This window comes from Mesorhizobium norvegicum (genome assembly GCF_004919685.1).
GTDB lineage: Bacteria > Pseudomonadota > Alphaproteobacteria > Rhizobiales > Rhizobiaceae > Mesorhizobium > Mesorhizobium norvegicum.
In genome coordinates this window covers 1-19,783 of record NZ_SMYZ01000060.1, presented here as the reverse complement: position 1 = coordinate 19,783, position 19,783 = coordinate 1, and the positions used below count along the sequence as shown (strand labels likewise).

14 protein-coding genes and 2 pseudogenes are annotated in these 19,783 nt (G+C 61.7%); 5 read left to right on the top strand and 11 right to left on the bottom strand.

The features are described 5' to 3' along the window. Window positions 1-9: 9 nt before the first annotated feature. On the top strand, window positions 10-1,005 hold the full coding sequence (locus FCU66_RS24385) for an MmgE/PrpD family protein (protein ID WP_246093998.1): 996 nt from the start codon (window positions 10-12) through the stop codon (window positions 1,003-1,005). 205 nt (window positions 1,006-1,210) lie between these two features. Here the strand turns inward: FCU66_RS24385 and FCU66_RS24375 are convergent, their stop codons facing one another. Together FCU66_RS24375 and FCU66_RS24370 are read right to left on the bottom strand one after the other, a co-directional pair. After that, the gene (locus tag FCU66_RS24375) at window positions 1,211-2,227 is read right to left on the bottom strand and encodes an ABC transporter ATP-binding protein (protein ID WP_425462866.1); all 1,017 of its coding nucleotides are present in this window, start codon (window positions 2,225-2,227) and stop codon (window positions 1,211-1,213) included. A 318-nt stretch (window positions 2,228-2,545) separates the two neighbouring features. Beyond that, a complete protein-coding gene (locus FCU66_RS24370; protein ID WP_136620177.1) occupies window positions 2,546-4,042 on the bottom strand; it encodes an aminotransferase family protein in 1,497 nt (498 codons plus the stop codon). Between FCU66_RS24370 and pdxR the strand changes: the two genes are divergently transcribed. Further along, window positions 4,014-5,498, top strand: coding sequence for a MocR-like pyridoxine biosynthesis transcription factor PdxR (gene pdxR, locus FCU66_RS24365; protein ID WP_136620178.1), 1,485 nt, complete (start codon window positions 4,014-4,016; stop codon window positions 5,496-5,498). The two genes, FCU66_RS24370 and pdxR, sit on opposite strands and share 29 nt — an antisense overlap. On the opposite strand, the gene FCU66_RS24360 is transcribed toward pdxR, so the two are convergent. The 3 genes from FCU66_RS24360 to FCU66_RS24350 all read right to left on the bottom strand — a co-directional run bounded on the left by FCU66_RS24360 (window position 5,495) and on the right by FCU66_RS24350 (window position 10,870). Beyond that, entirely contained in the window at window positions 5,495-7,627 is a 2,133-nt protein-coding gene (locus FCU66_RS24360; RefSeq protein ID WP_168992015.1) for a LamG domain-containing protein, read from the bottom strand. The genes pdxR and FCU66_RS24360 overlap by 4 nt on opposite strands. Before the next feature lie 24 nt (window positions 7,628-7,651). Next, window positions 7,652-8,956 carry a histidinol dehydrogenase gene (hisD, locus tag FCU66_RS24355; protein WP_136620180.1) on the bottom strand — a complete coding sequence of 435 codons (1,305 nt, stop codon included), beginning with the start codon at window positions 8,954-8,956 and terminating at the stop codon, window positions 7,652-7,654. 111 nt (window positions 8,957-9,067) lie between these two features. Next, the gene (locus tag FCU66_RS24350; protein ID WP_136620181.1) at window positions 9,068-10,870 is read right to left on the bottom strand and encodes a thiamine pyrophosphate-binding protein; all 1,803 of its coding nucleotides are present in this window, start codon (window positions 10,868-10,870) and stop codon (window positions 9,068-9,070) included. Window positions 10,871-11,060: 190 nt separating this feature from the next. Between FCU66_RS24350 and FCU66_RS24345 the strand changes: the two genes are divergently transcribed. The 3 genes from FCU66_RS24345 (at window position 11,061) to FCU66_RS24325 (ending at window position 14,680) form a co-directional block, all read left to right on the top strand. Further along, window positions 11,061-11,885: a helix-turn-helix domain-containing protein gene (locus FCU66_RS24345; RefSeq protein WP_136620182.1), complete on the top strand. Its 825-nt coding sequence runs from the start codon at window positions 11,061-11,063 to the stop codon at window positions 11,883-11,885. 1,064 nt (window positions 11,886-12,949) lie between these two features. Next, window positions 12,950-13,279: a hypothetical protein gene (locus tag FCU66_RS24340; protein ID WP_136620183.1), complete on the top strand. Its 330-nt coding sequence runs from the start codon at window positions 12,950-12,952 to the stop codon at window positions 13,277-13,279. A 540-nt stretch (window positions 13,280-13,819) separates the two neighbouring features. After that, on the top strand, window positions 13,820-14,680 hold the full coding sequence (locus FCU66_RS24325; RefSeq protein ID WP_136620197.1) for an alpha/beta fold hydrolase: 861 nt from the start codon (window positions 13,820-13,822) through the stop codon (window positions 14,678-14,680). Window positions 14,681-14,743: 63 nt separating this feature from the next. On the opposite strand, the gene FCU66_RS24320 is transcribed toward FCU66_RS24325, so the two are convergent. From FCU66_RS24320 to FCU66_RS42040, 6 genes and pseudogenes are all read right to left on the bottom strand, one after another. Further along, on the bottom strand, window positions 14,744-15,109 hold the full coding sequence (locus FCU66_RS24320; protein WP_136620185.1) for a response regulator: 366 nt from the start codon (window positions 15,107-15,109) through the stop codon (window positions 14,744-14,746). Beyond that, entirely contained in the window at window positions 15,102-16,154 is a 1,053-nt protein-coding gene (locus FCU66_RS24315) for an HWE histidine kinase domain-containing protein (RefSeq protein ID WP_136620186.1), read from the bottom strand. The genes FCU66_RS24320 and FCU66_RS24315 overlap by 8 nt, the downstream gene beginning before the upstream one ends. 1,081 nt (window positions 16,155-17,235) lie before the next feature. Next, a complete protein-coding gene (locus FCU66_RS24310; protein WP_246093997.1) occupies window positions 17,236-18,294 on the bottom strand; it encodes a GlxA family transcriptional regulator in 1,059 nt (352 codons plus the stop codon). Between the two features lie 342 nt (window positions 18,295-18,636). Beyond that, window positions 18,637-19,275: a sarcosine oxidase subunit gamma gene (locus FCU66_RS24305; protein WP_168992016.1), complete on the bottom strand. Its 639-nt coding sequence runs from the start codon at window positions 19,273-19,275 to the stop codon at window positions 18,637-18,639. Next, window positions 19,268-19,516 (bottom strand): annotated as a pseudogene (locus tag FCU66_RS42045) (glycine cleavage T C-terminal barrel domain-containing protein); the annotation flags it as partial. The pseudogene FCU66_RS42045 and the gene FCU66_RS24305, both read right to left, overlap by 8 nt. 73 nt (window positions 19,517-19,589) lie before the next feature. Beyond that, window positions 19,590-19,783, bottom strand: a pseudogene (locus FCU66_RS42040) (ATP-binding protein); the annotation flags it as partial.

The window sequence follows — 19,783 nt, the reverse complement described above, 5'->3', positions numbered from 1 at the left end:
GAGCAACAGATGAGCACGGACACAGCCGATTGGCCGACCGCCAGGCTCTGCGCCTTCATTGCCGAGCTCGACTTCGAGCAAATTCCGCCGCGCGTCGTTCATTTCGCGAAAGGACTGATGATCGACTGGCTCGGCTCGGCGCTGGCCGGCAAGGGCGCGCACCAGGTCGAGATGATCGACGGCTTCGCTCGTGCGATGGGACCGGCGGACGGTCCAAGCACCATCATCCCGACGCGGCGGCGCACCAGCCCCTATTTCGCAGCGATGGTCAATGCCGCTTCCTCCCATGTCGTGGAACAGGACGACGTTCACAACGGCTCGGTCTTTCACCCGGCCGCCGTGATCTTTCCGGCCGTCCTGGCGGTTGCGGAGGCGGAGAACAAGTCCGGCCGCGACATCCTGACTGCCTGCATAGCCGGCTACGAGACGGGGATTCGTGTTGGCGAGTTCCTCGGACGCTCGCACTACGAGATCTTCCACACCACCGGCACGGCTGGCGCCGTCGCCGCGGCCGCGGCGGTCGGCAAGTTGATCGGGCTGGACGCAGCCGGCCTCAACCATGCGCTCGGCTCCGCCGGCACCCAGGCGGCAGGGCTCTGGGAATTCCTGCGCGATGCCGCCGATTCCAAGCAGCTTCATACGGCCCGAGCGGCCGCCAACGGCCTGTTTTCTGCCTATCTGGCGCGCGATGGCTTCAAGGGGGCCGCGCAGATCCTCGAAGGAAAAAAGGGGATGGCGGCCGGCATGTCCAACGATGCCGATCCGGCCCGCCTGACGGAAGGGCTCGGCAGCCGTTGGGCAACCGAGGAGACGTCCTTCAAATGGCACGCCGCCTGCCGGCACACCCATCCGGCCGCTGACGCGCTTCAGTCTCTCATGCGCCGAGAAGGGCTCGGTCCGGACGACATCACGGACGTGGTGACCCATGTCCACCAGGGAGCCATCGATGTCTTGGGCGCCGTGGTCGCGGCCAGCAGCACAGAGCGCCACAGGATCGCGAGATAGCCGGTGGAGAACACCAGATTGCCGTCGAAATCCTCCTGGAACAGCAGCTGGCGATAGGCGAGCGCCGTGAACGGCATGCGCACGCCGCCATAGGCGCCGTTGGTCATGAAGGAATAGACGACCGCCAGCGCCATCGGCGCCAGCATGAACAGCACCATGGTCACCAGGACCGGCGAGCGCAGCAGGATGGTGGTCAACCGGACGTTCATTCGCTGAGCAGCCACTCGCTGGAGTGATCCCAGGCAAAGTCGGCGCGGTCGCCGACAGCCAGGCCCGATACGGCGCCGCGCACCCGCGCCTTGATGGGCACATCGCCGGCGCAACGCGCCTCGATCAGCGTGTCGGCGCCAAGGAAGGTCAACGCGGTGACGATCGCCTCGACGCTGCGCCTTGTCGTGGCCGGGCGCGAGCGCACCGAGATCTGCTCGGTGCGGATCGAGATCGTATGGCCGTCGGCCAGTCCGACAAGGCCTGCAGGGATCAGGTTCGCCTCGCCGATGAAGTCGGCGACGAAACAGGTCCTCGGTCGTGCATAGATTTCTTCGGGCGTCCCCACCTGCAGCACCTTGCCCTTGTTCATCACCGCGATGCGGTCCGACAGCGCCAGTGCCTCCTCCTGGTCGTGGGTAACCATGACGAAGGTCAGCGACGTCTCCTTCTGCAGCCGCTTCAGCTCGCTCTGCATCGCCTTGCGCAGCTTGAGGTCGAGCGCCGACAGCGGCTCGTCGAGCAGCAGCACGCGCGGCCGCGGCGCCAGCGCCCGCGCCAGCGCGATGCGCTGCTGCTGGCCGCCCGACATCTGCGTGGTGCGGCGGTCGGCGAAGGCCGGCATCTGCACGAGCTCGAGCACCTCGTCGACGCGGCGCTTGATGTCGGCCGGCTTCCAGCGCAGCATTTCCAGCCCGTAGGCGATGTTCTGGCGCACGTTGAGATGCGGAAACAGCGCATAGCTCTGGAACATCGTGTTGACCGGCCGCTTGAACGGCGGCTCGTGGCCGATGTCGCGGCCGTCGAGGAGGATACGCCCCTCGGTCGGATGCTCGAAACCGGCGATGATCCGCAGCAGAGTCGTCTTTCCGCAACCCGACGGGCCGAGCAGCGTGAAGAACTCGTTGTCGGAAATCTCGAATCTGGCGTCGTCCAGCGCGGTGATTTGCCCCTCGCCGAGACCGAAGCGCTTGCCGACATGGTCGATGCCGAGCAGCACCGCGCCCCTGGCCAGTGGGCCGGCGGCCGATTGCGATCCTGTCCTGGTCTGATCCGGCCTGGTTTGATCCGGGCTTGCGACGTTCACTGTGAGATGTCCCCTGTAGCTGGCCGATTTGTTGGTGTGCGTAGGCACTGCTGACCTCTGCGGGCCATTTAGACGAAACGCCGATATGCGAAAACCTGCATGTCCGGAATTCAGTCGTGAAATCATCGAGTTACTCGACCCTCCCGTCAATTTCGCGAATCCCGTTTTTTGTTCTCACCATGACGCATTGTGTGCGTCAGTATGCTTCAAACGCAGAGACGCCTTCCAGCACGCCATCGTCCGCCGCTAGTTGCCAGCAAGGCCGCGTTGGCGTGCGACATCGTCAATCGCCTGTGCCATCGCGCGAGTGCACTCGGCCAGGTCCTCGCGTGTGGCGATCAGCGCCGGCGCGATCTCGATGGCGGTGCCGATCGGGCCTACGATGACGCCGAGTTCGCGCGCTCGCCTGGCGATCGCCACCACCGTGTCATCGGTGAAGGCGGCCCGGCTTGCCTTGTCGGCGGTGAAGTCGATCGCCTGCCAGAAACCGCGGCCGCGTATGTCGCCGACGATAGGGTGATCGCCAAAGGCGTCCTTCATCGCCTGCTGCCATTGATGGCCGAGCACGTCGGAAGTTTCGACAAGGCGCTCACGCTCCATGATCTCGATTACCTTGAGCGAGGCGGCGCAGCAGATGGCGTGGCCGGCATAGGTGTGGACATGACGGAAATGGCTGATGCCGTCGGCGATCTCGTCGCGGGTCATGACGGCGCCGATCGGCGCGTAGCCGGCGCCCATCGACTTGGCCATGTTGAGGATGTCGGGCTCGATGCCGAGCTGTTCGGTGGCGAACCAGGTGCCAGTGCGCCCGAAGCCGGTGATGACCTCGTCCATGATCAGCAGGATACCGTATTTGTCACACAGCGCGCGCACCTTCTTCCAATAGCTCGGCATCGGGATCTGCACGCCGTTGGCCTGCTGGAACGGCTCACCGATAAAGGCGGCGACCAATTCGGGGTCCTCAAGCAATATCTGACGCTCAAGATGAGCGACGCAGATATCTGAATAGGTCTCCTCGTCGAGCCCGTAGGGGTTGCGGTAACGCATCGGGTTGGCGACGAAACTGTGGCCCGGTACGCGCGGATCGGGCACGTCGCGCACCGCCAGCCAGTCGGTGCAGGACAGTGCGCCCATGGTCGCGCCGTGATAGGCGCTCCAGCGCGAGATGACCTTGAAGGCGCGCGGCTTCCTGCCGCTCTGCTGCAGATACTGCTTGGCGATCTTCAGCGCGGTTTCCGTCGCTTCCGAACCGCCGGAGGTGAAGGTCACGCGGTTCAGCCGGCCGGGCGTGATCTCGGTCAGCTTCTCCGCCAGCCGGGCGGCCGCCGCGTTGGTGTTCCGCCCGGCGCCCGAATAATGCATGGTGATCGCCTGGTCGTACATCGCCTGCGCGATTTCGCGATTGCCATAGCCGAGCGAGCCCGCGCGCGTCGTGGCGCTCATCATATCCAGCATCGTCGTGCCATGCTGGTCGGTGACGCGTACGCCGCTGCCAGACATCAGGATGCTCGGGCCATAGGCTTGCATGTCCTCACGCGGCACCAGCGGGAAGATCAGGTGCTTGGCGGCAGCCTCGGCATCCCCGGCGGAATTTCTCAGCATCTGCGTGGTCATGGCCCTGCCTTCCAGCTTGACTTCGGTCTCGATGCCGGAACGATAGGAGACTGGTGACTGTCCGAAAATCGCCAGAAACAGACAAAGTGAGGATACCAGTTTGGGCGAGCCGATCCGCGATATCGCCATCGACCCGACCGGGTTCGAACAGCATGGCCAGGTTCCGATCTTCCAGCAACTCTATCGCCGGATCCGCGACCAGATCACGGCGGGTGTGCTGAGAAGCGGCACGCGGCTGCCTTCCACGCGGGCGCTGGCTGCCGATCTTGGCCTGTCGCGCACCACCACCATCGCCGCCTTCGAGCAGTTGGAGACGGAAGGCTATATCGAGACCCGCAAGGGTGCGCGCGCCAGGGTGCTGCCGCTGCCTTCCGCCGGCGGCGGACGCAACGCCGAACCGCTGCCGCGGCTTCAGGACAGTCTTTCGCGGCGCGGCCAGGCGCTGGTCACCTTGCGTCATGAAACCGGTTTTCCAGGCAGCCATTTCCTGCAGCCCGGCCTGCCTGACGCCGGGTCATTTCCCTTCACCATCTGGCGCCGCCTGCTGTCGAAGCATATGCGCCACACCGCCGGCGAAACCTTCGGCTACCACAGCTATGGCGGCCATCAGGGCCTGCGCGAGGTGATCGCCCAGTACATGCAGTCGTCGCGCGGCGTGAAATGCCAGCCGGACCAGATCATGGTGACCGGCGGCGCGCAGAGCGCTTTCACGCTGCTGGCGCATCTGCTGATCGATGCCGGCGATCCTGTCATGATCGAGGAGCCGGGCTATACCGGTGCGCACGGCGCCTTCGGCGCGGCGGGCGCGCGCATCGCGCCACTTGATGTGAATGGACGCAACTGGAACCTCAACACGATCGCGGCGATACGGCCGAAACTGATCTACCTGACCCCGTCCTGCCAGTTCCCGCTCGGCTCGACCATGCGCATCGAACAGCGTTTGCGTCTGCTGCAGCTCGCCGCCGAAACCGGCGCCTGGGTGATCGAGGATGATTTCGACAGCGAGTTCCGCTTCAGCGGCAACCGTGTGCCCACGTTGCAGTCACAGGATGCCGATCATCGCACCATCTATGTCGGCTCGTTCGCCAAGACGATGCTGCCCGACCTGAGGCTGGGCTTCATCATCTTTCCCGGCGAAGTGGTGCGACCGGTGCGCAAGGCGAACTTCCTGATGGGTACGGCGGCCCCGCTGGCCACCCAGGCTGCCCTTGCCGACTTCATCCGCAACGGCGACTTCGCCCGCCACACCAGGCGCATGAAGCGCCTGTACGCGGCCAGGCGGGCACTCTTGTGCGGACATGCCCAAGCGCTGTTCGGCGACGTGATGGAACAGCTCGACGAAGGCAACGGCCTGCAGACGACATGGCGCTTTCGCACCCCAGTCGGCGATGTCGCCATCGTCGAAAACGCGCTCAGGGCCGGTGTCAACGTCACGCCCCTGTCAGCGCATTATATCCACGGCGCGCCAGAGCACGGGTTGATGATCGGTTATGCGGCGACCGAAGACAAACAGATCCCGCGCGCCCTGCACAAGCTCAATCAGGTGATCCGCAGCCATCTCGGGTTAGGCGAACGACTCGCCTAACGCAGCATCCGCTTCAGCACATTCCTCGTCAGCGTCGAGACGGTGTTGTCGTAGCCATTGTGCGAGAGCGCACTGAACCACTGCATCGAGCCGACCGAGAAGACGAGGCCGCCTGCGGCGGTTTCGAAGCAGACGATGTCGGACCGCACCTGCGGATCGCCGGCAAGCGTCGAGGCTTCGTTGACCTGGCGGCGCTCGTCGATAACCAACTGGTAGTCGGTCGAAAACCCGGTTGCCGTCGCCAGCACCAGCGCATGCGCCGGCGTGCCGAGTGCGGCGTCGGCGCGGTCCACCTCGTCACCGGCCGCACCGATGCCGAGCCCCAGCGTTTCGAAATCGCCGATCGCCTCGCTCTCGCCGACGCCGTAAAGCAGTTCCGCCGCCAGCGGATGGCTGCGGTCGCCTGTCTGCCGGTAGGGGCGCGGCAAGCCGCAATCGTCACGCGAGGTCCATCCTTGCGCGGTGAAGCCGACGCCGACCAGGCGCTGCGGCGCGCGGCCGCGAAACCGCCACAGGCCGCCGGGTTCGCCGGTCAGCGCGTGATGGCCTTCGCCGGGATTGGACGACCAGGGCCGCGTCCCGTTGGGCCGCCGCACCTCGATCATGCTGCCATCCTCGGCCAGCGAGGTGACGCTGTAAAACCCGTTGCCGCCGAGATAGGCGACGCTGCCGCCGGCGCCGAGATAGGCTTCCAGCGCGTCGAGCATCTGGCCTGAGACATATTCGGGATGCGATCCGGTCATCACCGCCTTGTAGCGCGACAGCAGCGCGGCACCTTCGCGGTGCAATTCGTGGTCGGTGATGATGTCGACCGGCTGACCGGTCGCGCCCAACCAGTCCACCACATAAAGATCGGCGCAGAGATGCCGGCCGAAACGCGCGCCGGCTACGGATTTCAGCAAGCCGCGCCCGGGCCGGAAGGTCTTGATCGGGTGGTGCTGCGAGGCAAGCGGCACCCCCGCGCCATCGACATAATGGTCGTAGAGGCAGTTCAGCCCGTATTCGCCCCACATCTCGTTGCCATAAGCGAGATAGGTGAAGGTCGGCACCAGCAGCGCCAGCGGCGCCGTTGCAACCCCCTTCGGCGGGCAGACGAGGAAAGGCAGGTCGTCGGTCTCATCGCCCGCCGTCAGCCGGGCCGCATAGATGCCGCTCGGCAGATCGTCCGGCACGGTGAAGACAAAGCTCGGCCGCCAGCCGGCATCCGACAGGCTGTCCTCGTGGAAATGGATCGCCGAGTAGCCGCGCGGATCGATTCTTGGGTCATCCGTCTCGCCGGTCCAGTGCGGTCCGGTCATGGCGCGCACCGGCGACTGATGCGTGGCGCCGTCCAACCCCAGCCCACCAGCGTCGCGAACGATCGTACCACTGCTGCCGACACTGAAGTCCCAGGCGGCGATGCAGGGCTGCGGCAAGTCCGTGACGTCGACACGCTTCGCCAGAGCACCAAGCTCGGCGTCATCAAGGCATTTGCCGAAGATGCAGGGATCGGCGATCAGCCCGTTGTAGAAGCCGCCGCGCCGGCCATCGCGCATCGACGCGGCAATCAGCAGTGGCGCGTCAGAGGTTGCAGCGTGCGACAAATGCCCTGCCCCGCCGAAATCGCCCACAAGCGACTGATCGCGCGCGGACAAGCCGGCCGAGAGCCGGGCCGAGCCACTGGCAGCGTCGTAGCGCGCGGCAACCCAGTGCCAGCGCTGCTCCAGTATCGGCGATGTCCCTTCGATGCACACCGCGCCGAGGCGCAGGAACAGCCTGCCGGTGTCGGTCAGGCCAAACCCATAGCCGGCATCGCCAGGCCCTTCCTTGGACAGGATCAATTGTTCGCCGGCGGCCAATCGCGTTGGGCGAATCCAGGCGAACAGAGTGAAGTCGCCAGCCAGCCGCAGTTTCGCATGATCGGCAACGATGACGCAGGAGCCAGGAGAAAGCTGCTGCTCAACACCCGGGTACTCGCCATCCACCTCGGCGCCGATAGCGAGTTCGCGGCGGCCGGGGCCACGCGGATCGGTGTCGCCATGCAGCAGCCGCACGATCTCGGCCTTGAACAGTGCCGCGTCGGTGCTGACCATGAAGGACAGCGTCTCGCCCGGACGGGCACTGAGGCGATCGGTGTAGCCAGTCAGCATAGCGCTGTTCCCTTCGTGCGGCATCTACCCCACGGCGCCGCCGTAGGGAACGTTCCTGCCGCCATAGCGCCGCAGCCTTACATTGGCCTGTTCGGCGTGCCCGGCAAATCCTTCCATGATGCAGAGGCGCGAGCAATACTCGCCGACCAGCACCGAGGCCTCGTCGGTCAGGATCCGCTGATAGGTGCAGGTTTTCAGGAACTTGCCGACCCACAGTCCGCCCGTATAGCGCGCCGCTCGCTTGGTCGGCAGCGTGTGGTTGGTGCCGATCACCTTGTCGCCATAGGCAACGGTGGTACGCGCGCCGAGGAACATCGCGCCGTAATTCTTCATCCTGTCGAGGAAATAGTCAGGGTCTGCAGTCATCACCTGCACATGTTCCGACGCGATGCGGTCTGCTTCCGACACCATCTCGTCGAGCGTGTCGCAGACGATGACCTCGCCATAGTCTTCCCAGGCCTTGCGGGCGATGGCCGCGGTCGGCAGGATTTTCAGCAGCCGCTCGATCTCGGCAAGCGTGTCTCTGGCGAGCTTCTCCGAATTGGTAACAAGCACGGCGGGGGAATTGACGCCATGCTCGGCCTGGCCGAGCAGATCGGTGGCGCACAACTCGCCATCGACCGTGTCGTCGGCAATGACGAGCGTCTCCGTCGGGCCGGCGAAAAGATCAATGCCGACGCGGCCGAACAGCAGCCGCTTGGCTTCGGCCACATAGGCATTGCCGGGGCCGGCCAACATATCGACCGGCTGAATAGTCTCGGTGCCGAAAGCCATCGCCGCGATCGCCTGCACGCCGCCTAGGCAATAGATCTCGTCGGCGCCGGCCAGATGCTGGGCGGCGACGATCCGCGGCGCGATCGCGCCGGCAAAGGGCGGCGCACAGGTGATGACGCGGTCGCAGCCGGCGACTTTGGCGGTCAGCACCGACATGTGCGCGGAAGCAAGAAGCGGGTATTTGCCGCCCGGCACGTAGCAGCCGACATTGGCGACCGGGATGTTCCTGTGGCCGAGCACAACGCCCGGCAAAGTCTCGACCTCGATATCCCTGAGAGCGTCCTTCTGTGCCTGAGCAAAACCACGAACCTGGTCTTGCGCGAACTCAATGTCGGCGCGCTGACGATTGGTAAGGCTGTCGACGCAGCGCCTGATCTCCGCATCGGTCAGCCGGTAGGACTGGCGATCGAGACCGTCGAATTTGACCGACAGCCCCCGCACTGCTGCGTCGCCGCCGCGCTCGACCTCCGCCAGAAGGGCTTCGACCGTCCTGGTCACGGCGGTAGCCTGCGCGGCCTCGCCTTCAAGCAGCGCCGACTTCAAATGTCTGATCATGGCAAGGGCCTTTCTGGCAGGCAAAGTTCGGCCATCGCCGCGACAGGCACGACGCTGCAACCGGTCAATTTCTATAGATGACGGGCGGCTTCGCTGCCCGCTCGTGCTGTCCTAAAGGTGCTGTTCGAGCGCGCGGCCTTCGGCGTAGGCCTCCTGCTCCTTGTCGTAATATTCTGGCGACGGGAAATCCCACCAGCCGGTGACGAAGGGACCGGCGGCGTCGCGCGAGGTCGTCACTTCGACCAGCGCCGGGGCGCCGCAGTTGAGAGCCGCCTTGAGCGCCGGTTCGAGTTGATCCGATGCCTCGACCTTCCAGGATTCCATGCCGAAATTCTTCGCCACTTCTGAGATGTTAGCGGTGTAGGGCTCGCCATTGCCCTTGTGGTAGTTGAATTCGCTGGCGACATGGCGGCCCATAAACTTGCGCTGGCCGCCCCGGATCGACATGTAGCCGCGGTTGTTCTGCACCAGGAACACCGCCGGTATGCCGTTCATGACCGCGGTACCCATTTCGGGCAGCGACATCATGAAATCGCCATCGCCGACGACCGCCACCACCTGGCGGTCCGGCATGGCGAGCTTGGCACCAAGGGCCGCCGGCACCGCCCAGCCCATTGGCGAGAACGATCCCGAAGTCAGATGGGTGCGCGGCTCATAGACCGGGAACGTCTGCTTGACCGCGCCTTGCGTGTTGCCCGAGCCGGCCACGATGATGCCGTTGCGATCCATCACCTTGCGCAGCGCACCGAGCGGCCGCTGCGAGGTGAAGGGGCTTTCATGCGAGTCACGGCGCGGCGCCAGCATCGCTTCCCACTCGGTCTTGGCCGCGTGGATATCGGCGAGATAACGATCGCGGCGGCTCATCACCCTGGCTGATTGCTGGTCGGATATCGCCGAAAGGATCGCTTCCAACGTGACGCGGGCATCGGCGACGATACCGACTTCGGTGGCGTAGTTCTTGCCGATCTCGTGATGATCGAGGTCGATATGGATCAGCTTGCCCGGCGGTATCGAGATCGAGGCGCCCTTGCGGTAGCTCGATGCTGACCAGTCGGTGAAGCGGCAGCCGACCGACATGACGACATCGGCGCTGGCGGTGATGGCGTTGCCGCAGGAGGTGCCGGTCTGGCCGATCGCACCGATCGACAGCGGATGGTCTTCCGAGATCGCGCCCTTGCCGTTCCACGTCGTCGAGACGGCGGCGCCGATCTTCTCGGCAAGTGCTATCAGCGCCTTGGAGGCATTGGCGCTGATAGCGCCGCCGCCGGCGAGGATCACCGGCCGTTCAGCCGACAGCAGGAGCGCTGCCGCCTTCTCGACGGCGATCGGATCGGGATAGGCGACGCCGACTGCCATGCGCTGCGCCAGCGGGTGGATGGTGACGTCGGCCGCCTCGGTCTGGATGTCCATCGGCACTTCGACATGCACCGGGCCAGGACGGCCCGACAGCATGGTGTTGAAGGCGCGGTGCATGATGAAGGGCAGTTCGTCGACCCGGCCGGCCTTGTAGGCCCGCTTGGTCACCTGCTCGGTAATGCGCGGAAAGGCGTTTTCCTGCTGACGCTCAAGCTCCTGCATGACGCCATGGCCCTTCATATGCGTTGCCGGGCCGCCCGAGACGTAGAAGGCCGGAATAGAATCCGTGTAGCAGGTGGCGAGCCCTATGATGGTGTTGGCGGCGCCAGGTCCGATCGAGGTCGAGCAAGCCATCGGCTTGCCGCTGGCGCGGAAATAGCCGTCGGCCATATGCACGGCGCTCTGCTCGTGCATGACCTGGATGAAGGGGATGTGCGAGCCTTCGGCGAGGAAGGCGTCGAACAGCGACCAGATGCCGTGACCGGGCACGCCGGCAACATATTCGATCCCATAGTCCTTCAGCGCCCTGGCCACGATCTGGCCGCCAGTCAATCTCATGTGGCTCGTCCCTCTCTTGTTTCTTGCCCGGCAAGGCCCGCGAACCAGGCGAATTCCTTACCGTGATGCCGTTCCCAATCAGCATCCGGCAAGCCGTTTCGGCAAGTTCGCAGCGATTTGATTGTTGAAGCGACGTGAGGCATTGTGTGCGCAAGATTGCTTCAGATTTTGACAGGGACGGACGGTAGGGATGGATCATGACGCCGGCAAGATCGCGGATTTCGCCGCCAATCTGCGTTTTCTGTGCGAACGCCAGGGATCGATCAGCACGGTCTGCCGCAAGATCGGCCTCAACCGGCAGCAGTTCAACAAATATCTCTCCGGCCTGCACCTGCCCTCGCCACAGAACATGAGCCTGATCGCCAATTTCTTCGGCGTCAGCGTCTCGATCTTGTTCTCGCCGGCCTTCGAATTCAGGACACTCGTCGAAGGCAATTTCTTCCAGGTGATGGAGAAGCTGCGGGAATCGCCTGAGGTCACGAAATTCATCGAAACGGCCATCATCGGCGCCAAGTCGGACGGCAACGACCTCGTCGGCGTCTACGACCGCTATCAGTATTCCTCCATCTACAAAGGCTCGATCCTGCGCTCGGCCTACTGCATCTACCGCAACAACGACTTCTACCAGCACTACTACATCGAGCGCTTCCCGAGCTACGACGCGCCCGACAAGATCGACTATGTCTTCAAATATTACGGCTTCGTCTTTCCGGTAGCGGGCCGCGTCTTCTCCGTCGATTTCGAACGCATCCAGCGCAATGAGCTTACCTTCGGCGTGTTCGCACCGGTGCAGCGCAGCTCCAAGAAGTTCATGTTCGGCATCACCAGCGGCATCGCCGCGACCATGTTCCGCCAGCCCTATTCGACCAAGGTGGCGCTGCACTATCGCGGCCCCGGCCTGATCGGCCGTCAGCAACTGGAAAGCCTGACCGTGCTCAACGCGAAGGACCCTTCGATCCCCAAGGAAGCCCTTCAGTTCCTTGGCGACGGCAGCGACATGATCCAGATCATGTAAGCAATTCCTCTCTTTGTCAGAGGTTCTCCTTAGCCTTGATCCTCAGTCGGACAGCTGCCTTGTTCAAGAAGCTGACGTGAATACGCGCCACTGACGACTTTTTTGACGCACATCTGTTTGGGCCAAACCATCCCATTCGCACGTCATTACCGCCGATCACCGCACGGATCGCACGGCACTCTTTCGACGCCAGAATTTCTGTATTACGTGTCACCTGTGTTTTCAGTGAGAAGGAGATTGGGAGCGTAGGCCCAAAATATTTTCCTTCGAACGCCAGGAGATTGGCCGAGTCTGATGAATCAACCTGTGAGAGATTGGCATAAACTACTGATAATTAACATTCTGGTGGGCCCAGAGGAAAGTCGTCTTTTCAAAAAAACAGCCAGTTAGCGGGTGGTTCGCCAAGCCATATACTTCGTATGTTCTCGCATTCGGTGGCGAACCAGGTAAGGGCTCCAAATGAGCACCCCACCCTCTGATTCCTAATCTGTACGTCATAGGTTCGGGATCACCACCGAGAGTACGGACCGCCCCTCAGCATCGACGTCTCCTGGCCGCCGCAGGTTCATCAGACCTGCAGAACGAAACAAAAAAACCGTGCGCCCGGCGCAGGACACGGTCCCTCCGCGTACGGGGTGCCGACGAGCAGCAACACCCGATATCACTGCCAATCCATAACTCTTTAGCTCGCGCCAATGCTCCTGAAAGCCTCGAAGGAGGACTTACCGAATGACGCCGCTCAGGCAAGGACAAAGCCGGCCAAAAGGACCGCAAGAACAAGCGACAGAGGTACGGCAAGAAGCCAGCGAGCCTCCATAATGCTGTTGTGCTGATTATCCATTACGGGAGCTAGTACCAGCGTCCGCGACCGTAAAAACCGCCACCACCCAGCAGAATAACAATAAGAACTATGACCAGAATTGTGGTGATATCCATATGTGCCTCCTGAGCGCGCCCGGCCGCGTTCGCCGTTCGCCCTCTTGCCCTGTAGGGCAGGAATTGTTCCTGCCACTTTGACATCCACCAACGTTTCGCACGGCATTCTTGTTCCAATGGACTCAGGCATGACCAACCCAACGGAACCGCTGGCCTCTCACCTCCGCTGGAAAGGTTTCAGAAACCATGTCCGGGTTCACCAAGGAACCAACCGGCCTGACGAGTTCTTTAGCTGCATGAAAAAACCTGGCACGCTCGGAACGGAAGATCACGACCACACCGGTTCAGTCCGTACGCCGCCCGAATTGCCATCCCGACATCAGGATGCTGAAGGCGATTTCGGCGGTCGATTTGGATATGGGTATCCCGCTCACAAGCCGGATCCTTTTGCCACATACACGTTCTCGGCCGGGGCTGTTCGTCCTCTGCCGATCGATAACAAGAAAAGATGGCGCTAACCGGCTGTGCAAAAACCCTATGAAACAGCCTATTTCGCCAGGAAGCATGGAATCACTCAGGCTCAGGCACGACGGATCACCAAAAACTTTGGCCCTTCACGTTTCAGGTGCGACACAGCCGCTCAGAATTTGAATCTGGCCGAGAATGGCTCATCTTGCATGGGCATCCGTCAGCATCTGTTTCTTCGATGCCGAAGAAGTAAAACCCTCAGCGTAGCCATTTTTTGAACCGCGCGGCTTTGTTCCGCACGAATGCAGCAGCTGCCGCATCACACGTCCTTCGCGACGGTCCATTCGCGGCGATGATGAACTTGGCGTCTCTCAGCGTGAGACCGTACTTCTTTGCAAAGTAGATTGCTCCATAAGGCTCGTCTTGGGGTATGCCCGCGTTCGTGTAGGCCATTTGTGCCTCGCATGACGGATAGTCTGGCTCGGCTTCGGCCTCTTCCGCCCGCCCAGTCTGCTACATCAACCTTCGACGACAGGCGAAGGTTCCGATCAGAAGTGGAACCTCCAACTACAGGGCAAGGTTTAAGCTTGATGTTCGAAGGTTTTCGACTTGAGTCAATACAGCTGCCCGAGGCGACGCTTCGGGTGAGGCACGGCGGTTCGGGACCGCCGGTCCTGCTTCTGCACAGCCATCCTCGCACGCATGCCACGTGGCATCGCGTTGCGCCGCTTCTCGCCAAAAACCATACGGTGATTTGCCCCGACCTCCGCGGTTTTGGGCAGTCTTCGATTCCCGAGGACACACACGATCATGCAGGATCATCCAAGCGCGCCAAGGCAAAAGACTGTGTCGCGCTCATGCGCCATCTGGGTTTTGACCGCTTTGCCGTCGCCGGGCATGATCGCGGAAGCTATACCGCTTTCCGGACAGCGATGGATCACCCGTCCGCGGTAACGCATCTCATCGTTCTGGACGGCGTTCCCATCCTTGAAGCACTCGAGCGATGTGACGCCCGCTTCGCCACCGAATGGTGGCACTGGTTCTTCTTTGCCCAGCCCGACAAGCCGGAACAGGCGATCATGGCCAACCCGCAAGCCTGGTATGGCGGTTCCGCCGATCAGATGGGCGCGGAGGCGTTTGCGGACTACAGGACGGCAATTCTCGACGCTCGTGTCATCCATGGGATGGTCGAGGATTATAGGGCAGGTCTCTCGATCGACCATCTGCACGACGCGGATGACCGAAAGGCTGGACGACGGGTCCAATGTCCCACCATGGTTCTGTGGTCGATGCGCGATGATCTGGAACGGCTTTATGGCGACGTTCTCGGCGTATGGCGCCCGTGGACGACAAGCCTGCGGGGAAAAGGCATCGCCTGCGGACACCATATGGCTGAAGAGGCGCCGGAGGTGCTCGCGGCAGAAATCCTGGCATTCTTGCGTACCATCTAGTCCCGACGTCTGAGGTGAGGCGCAATGTCAGCCGGCCAAACAAAGGAGTCTTCTTTCCCTCGGTCAGCTGGAAAGCAGGCGTTCGAGTGTGGTGGTCAGTTCGTCAAAGCTGAACGGTTTTCGAAGGACGGCACGTTTGCTGAAACCCTCGCGCATATCGCGACCGCTGTTGCCGGTCGAGTAGATGAACGGCACACCACGCTCCGCAAGCGCGTCGGCCACGGTATTGCTGTCGTCGCCATCGAGATTCATGTCCAGCATGGCGGCATCGAAAACCTGCGCTTCGATCAGGGCGATCGCCTTTTCGATCGTAGCGGCTGAGGTCACTGACTGGCATCCAAGATCGCCCAGCATGTCCTCAATCATCATCAGGACCAGAATTTCATCTTCGACAACGAGGAAGCGCCGGCCAGAAAGTAGTTTATCCATCGCGAATTCCCGGTACCGGAATGTTCATCGTGCAGATCAACCCGTCCGGGCGATAGTCGAGTTGCACAGTGCCTTCGAGTTCATGGGTCAGGCCGCGCTCGATCACGCGCGAGCCGAATCCCTTTCGCAGCGGTGGCGTAACTGGCGGTCCGTCCTTTTCGCGCCAGGACAGGAACAGTCGACGGCCTTCCGAGGTCGGCTCGATCGTCCAGTCGATCCGGATCGAGCCCTTGTCGTTGGAAAACGCACCATATTTCACCGCGTTGGTCGCGAGTTCGTTAAAGGCAATGCCAAGCGCCAGCGAGGCCTTTGTCGAGAGGCGGATATTGTCACCTGTTATCACCAGTCGCTCGGCCCGCCCGTCGGTGACGCCGAACGGTTCCAGGGCATCGTGCAGCACGTCGAGCAGCCCGGCGCTGTGCCAATTTTCACGGGTCAGCAAATTGTGCGACCGGGAGAGCGCAAACAGCCGGGACTCGACGGCTTCGCGGATCGCTTTCGGATCGGAATTGGCTCGTGAGGCCTGCCAGACGATCGACTGCACTGTTGCCAGCGTATTCTTCACGCGATGGTTCAGTTCGTCGATGAGCATTTTGGATTGCGCCTGCTCTTCCTTGTGTCTGGTGAGATCGACGAAGGAAGCAAAATACTGAACCACGGCGCCGTTCTTGTCCTGGACAGGACTGGCAAAAAGGCCCGCCCAGAATTCGCTGCCATCCTTGCGCCTGTAAAGGATTTCCGCACCCGTCTCCGCATTGGCTTCGAACTCGACCTTGATGCGTTTCAGGGCTCGGGTGTCGGCGCCGTTCGCCATCAGGAAATTGAAGGGCTGACCCAAAACCTCATCCCTAGCGTATCCGGTCAGGGCGAGGAACGCGTCATTGGCAAAGATGATGGGATTGCCGGGCTCTTTCGCATCGGTGAAAACCATGGCCATTCGTGTTGTCTCGGCGGCAACCACGAACGGGCCAAGGTCGTCCTGAAAGCCCTCGACTTCGGCTTCGGCGTCCTTCTGCTCTTCGGACTTGGCGACTACTCTGGACATGTGCTTGACCGGTCGGCGTCCGCTATGTCGGTGACCGTCATCGCTCATCTCCCATGGAGGGGCGAAAGCGTGATCGACTCTTTCAATCGCCAGCGCCCGTTCATAGGCTGGCGACCCTTGCTTTGTACGCTTCCGACACTCGATTGACTAGTCATTCCACGCTCGCTGAATTGGCCGCCGATACGTTAAAATCCTTGCTGGAACGATTGTTTGGGGCCGGCGTTCCTTGACTGCTGCGGATCGCGTCAACCGGGCGTGGCGGTACGGTGAACAGGATGGTTTTCCCGGTTTCATATCCTGACCACGAATGGCAAAAAGCGCCTGTCCCGCCCGGTCCGCAGCAACAGTGGCGCACCCCGCAGGTTGTCAGTAGCCCACCATAAGTCAACGAAATCAAAGCGATGCAACGAGGTTCGCCAGATAGGGGCTAACCGAGGTCAGAATAGTCTATAAGCCATTGATAAATAACGATAATGGTGGTACTGCCAGTTAGGAGCGAACTGGTCTCTGGCTGACTTTCCCTGATAACCCGCCAAAAACAGGGAAATCTAGCAAAAAAAGAGCGAGCGTGCCAAAAATCACCCGGTATTTGGCAATGATTCCAATAATTTAGATTTGAAATTCCCTATCGCACCTATCAGGGAATTTAGTTTGGCAAGCAGGGAAGAGGTTCTTCGTTGCAACGATCGGATTTGGTTGCTGCCACAGTGCAGCAGCCCCTCGCGACGAGCCAGGCCCGCTCGACCAAATGACCGGTGCGATCCTCAAGCGCCCACCTCACATGCCTTCCAAATTCAACCTCACCGAGTTCGATTGGCTCACCCGCCGATGAGTTGGCCGGTCGAGCTAGGTGGCCCCGCCGGCCTGGACCTGCTCCTCGATCGAGAAGTCCGAGCGAACGGCAAGCGCGACACAGGGACGGCCTTTCGATCTTGGTAGCGGCGAAGCTCGACAATCGAGCCTGCAGTTGTCCGCTGGCGTCGAGATCGTGAGGGCAAAACTCGGATACAATCAGACCACTTCCAAGGAGCGGCGACGTTTGCGCCTTCCCCAGTCTTCTTTCAGCGGAATGATCAATCGATCATTCGGCATGCCGTGCGTGCCTTTGGATCAGTTGGGTTGCCATTGGTGTCGGTTGAGCAGACCCAATCGGTCGGTTCTGCTCATGTCCGCGAGATAGCAACCGGGTTTGATTTGGGTTGCTTCCGTAGGCTTCGCGATAGACCTTGGTAAAGTGTGAAGCCGTGGCAAATCCACATGCTATTGCAATTTCCAAAACTGACAGGCGCGAGCTGATAAGAAGCAGGTGCGCGCGTTCGAGACGAAGCGCTAGGTAGTAACGGCTCGGCGAGCGACCCAGTTCGCTTGCAAATAGACGCTCAATCTGACGACGCGACATGCCGGTTGACGCCACAAGCGCGTCAACCTGCATTGGGTTGTCAACATTTGCCTCCATCTGATCGATGACTTTGATCACCGCCTTATGATTGAGTCTTACGCGAGAATGAAAAGGCAGGCGCTGACGCTCTCCAGCCGAACGCGTCCGGCACGCAATAGCCTTTCCGCAAATTCGATTTACCACAACGGCCCCATGATCGCGCTCCACGAAGCGCAGGAACATATCAAAGGGTGCGTCCCCACCGGAGCAAGTGGACAGGTCCCCATCCTGCTCAAACGCCGTCTGAGTAGCGGCTACCGTTGGGAACCGCTCCAAAAAAAGGGGAAACTGTTCCCAGTGAATTGCGCAACGACGCCCTTCTGCAAGTCCGGCTCGCGCAAGGACTATGCTACCGCTGCCTATGCCGACAAGGCTTGTGCGGCGGTTACGACACTCTCTTAACCACGCATCAAGTTGCAAGTTAGAGCCGGGAAAGGTGCTCCCCCCACAGACTATCGCGGCCGATGTTGGGTTAGGTCTTTGGTTGCGCTCACGTTCAAATCGCAATGCAATGTCAGCGTTAACCACCAGCCGGCTGCTCGAAACAACGGGTTGTCCGTCGCTCGAGATGACTTGCCAATCATAGACGTTCCTTCCAACCACTTCATTGGCAAGCCTCAATACCTCTACTGCCGACGAGAACGCTTGTAGCGAGAACGTCGGCAACAGATAAAAACTGAACGTACGAGCTACGGCTTGCATCTCTAACATCCGCTCTTCTCACTAAATTCGAGCGTCTTGTCCGTCATCTCGTATCCAAGCGCATCGAGGAGACTGCGGCTGACGACGTCTCCCAGCGATGCCGCTTTGAACGCTGCGCGGATTCTGCTCTGCAATCAAAGATTCTGATCGGATTTGCAGCGGCATTCCGCTGACCAATGCGCGTCATTTGGACAGTTTCCATCTTCGGTCCAGCCCCATGAGAATGTCGTTCGGCCAGCAATCCTGAACAGGCGCGTCTAGGTTTCGCATAGGGCAAAGGCATTGTGCGGTTTGGCTGGATTCAACAGTCAATACCTCTCTGCCGCGGACGCTTCTGGCCGGTCACTCAGCGAAGGCACTAGACCCCAGCACTTCGACGCCATATTCCGCCGACGAGTCGAGTATGGTGTGCCAGATGCTGTCAGCGAAGCTGGTGAAAACCAGTATGTTGAAAACTGGCGAGCCTTCGGCGGCATCTGCGTCGCGCCACAAATTGACGCCGGTGTGGTCGATCGAGGTCGCTGCCGCTGCACCGACCGGGAAGACCGCGTCGTCGAGATCGAGCGACGATAGCTTGGCCAGCATGTTGCGCGCGCTCGGGCCGGATATCCGGATCAGCGCACGGCCATCCGACTGATCGGAAAGCGATGCCTTGTCTGCAAAATTGTCGCGCAGCGCCGCAACCGGCGACTGCCCCTGCGCGCTGGCAAACAGCGCATAGAACTGATCGGCACCTGACCAGATCAGCGTCGCAGATTTACCCGCGACGGTCTGCGGCTTCGACGGCGCTTCGACTCCGAACCGAGCCTTCGCTGCCTTGGCGGTAGCCAGCCCCTGCCCGCGCCGGGCAAGGATCAGGACCAGGCTGAAATCGCGCATCTCCGACAAGGCGATGCCAGGCAGTTGCACGGTCGCGCCACGGCGGCCGGGAGTGGTCGCATGCTGCAGTGGCGAACTGGCGGTCCAGGTAAAATCAGGCACGCTGGCGTCCTCCCTCGGGATCGTAGAAGACCGGATTGCAGATCTCGATGTCGTAGTCCTCGCCACGCAGCGGATCATGGGCACGGACGATTTCGCCGAAGCGTTCGCGACCGCGCTCGACCAGTCCAAGGCCAATCCACTGGCCGAGCATCGGCGAGTGGCAGACGGAGGTGACGTAGCCCTGGTCGGTGTCGGGACCCGGTGTCGCGCCCTTGGCGACGACATGCGCGCTAGTCTGGATGCCGGCAGGCCGAGCGCTGGTCGATGCCCTTCGGCAGCGTGCGCATTTCGGCGACGCGATCGGAGATCTTCTGGCGCGACTTTCCGATGCCGGGCTCGCCTGAGAGCAGCACCACACGACCTTCACCACTTCTCGCGCGATGCCAGTGGCGCTGCAGCAGGTCGACCTCCTCCTCACGCCCGACCAGCGGCGTGGGCGTCGTCCCATGCAGCGCCTCGAACCGGCTTTCGACAGCGCTCTCACGAACCACTTGATAGGGATGGATCG

Coding starts and splice junctions, on each gene's coding strand:
- FCU66_RS24340 (WP_136620183.1), top strand. CDS start 12,950: ATGACCAACCCAACGGAACCGCTGGCCTCTCACCTCCGCTGGAAAGGT.
- FCU66_RS24345 (WP_136620182.1), top strand. CDS start 11,061: ATGGATCATGACGCCGGCAAGATCGCGGATTTCGCCGCCAATCTGCGT.
- FCU66_RS24360 (WP_168992015.1), bottom strand. CDS start 7,627: ATGCTGACTGGCTACACCGATCGCCTCAGTGCCCGTCCGGGCGAGACG.
- FCU66_RS24370 (WP_136620177.1), bottom strand. CDS start 4,042: ATGGCGATATCGCGGATCGGCTCGCCCAAACTGGTATCCTCACTTTGT.
- FCU66_RS24315 (WP_136620186.1), bottom strand. CDS start 16,154: ATGTCCAGAGTAGTCGCCAAGTCCGAAGAGCAGAAGGACGCCGAAGCC.
- FCU66_RS24350 (WP_136620181.1), bottom strand. CDS start 10,870: ATGAGATTGACTGGCGGCCAGATCGTGGCCAGGGCGCTGAAGGACTAT.
- FCU66_RS24325 (WP_136620197.1), top strand. CDS start 13,820: ATGTTCGAAGGTTTTCGACTTGAGTCAATACAGCTGCCCGAGGCGACG.
- FCU66_RS24310 (WP_246093997.1), bottom strand. CDS start 18,294: ATGCAAGCCGTAGCTCGTACGTTCAGTTTTTATCTGTTGCCGACGTTC.
- FCU66_RS24385 (WP_246093998.1), top strand. CDS start 10: ATGAGCACGGACACAGCCGATTGGCCGACCGCCAGGCTCTGCGCCTTC.
- FCU66_RS24320 (WP_136620185.1), bottom strand. CDS start 15,109: ATGGATAAACTACTTTCTGGCCGGCGCTTCCTCGTTGTCGAAGATGAA.
- hisD (WP_136620180.1), bottom strand. CDS start 8,956: ATGATCAGACATTTGAAGTCGGCGCTGCTTGAAGGCGAGGCCGCGCAG.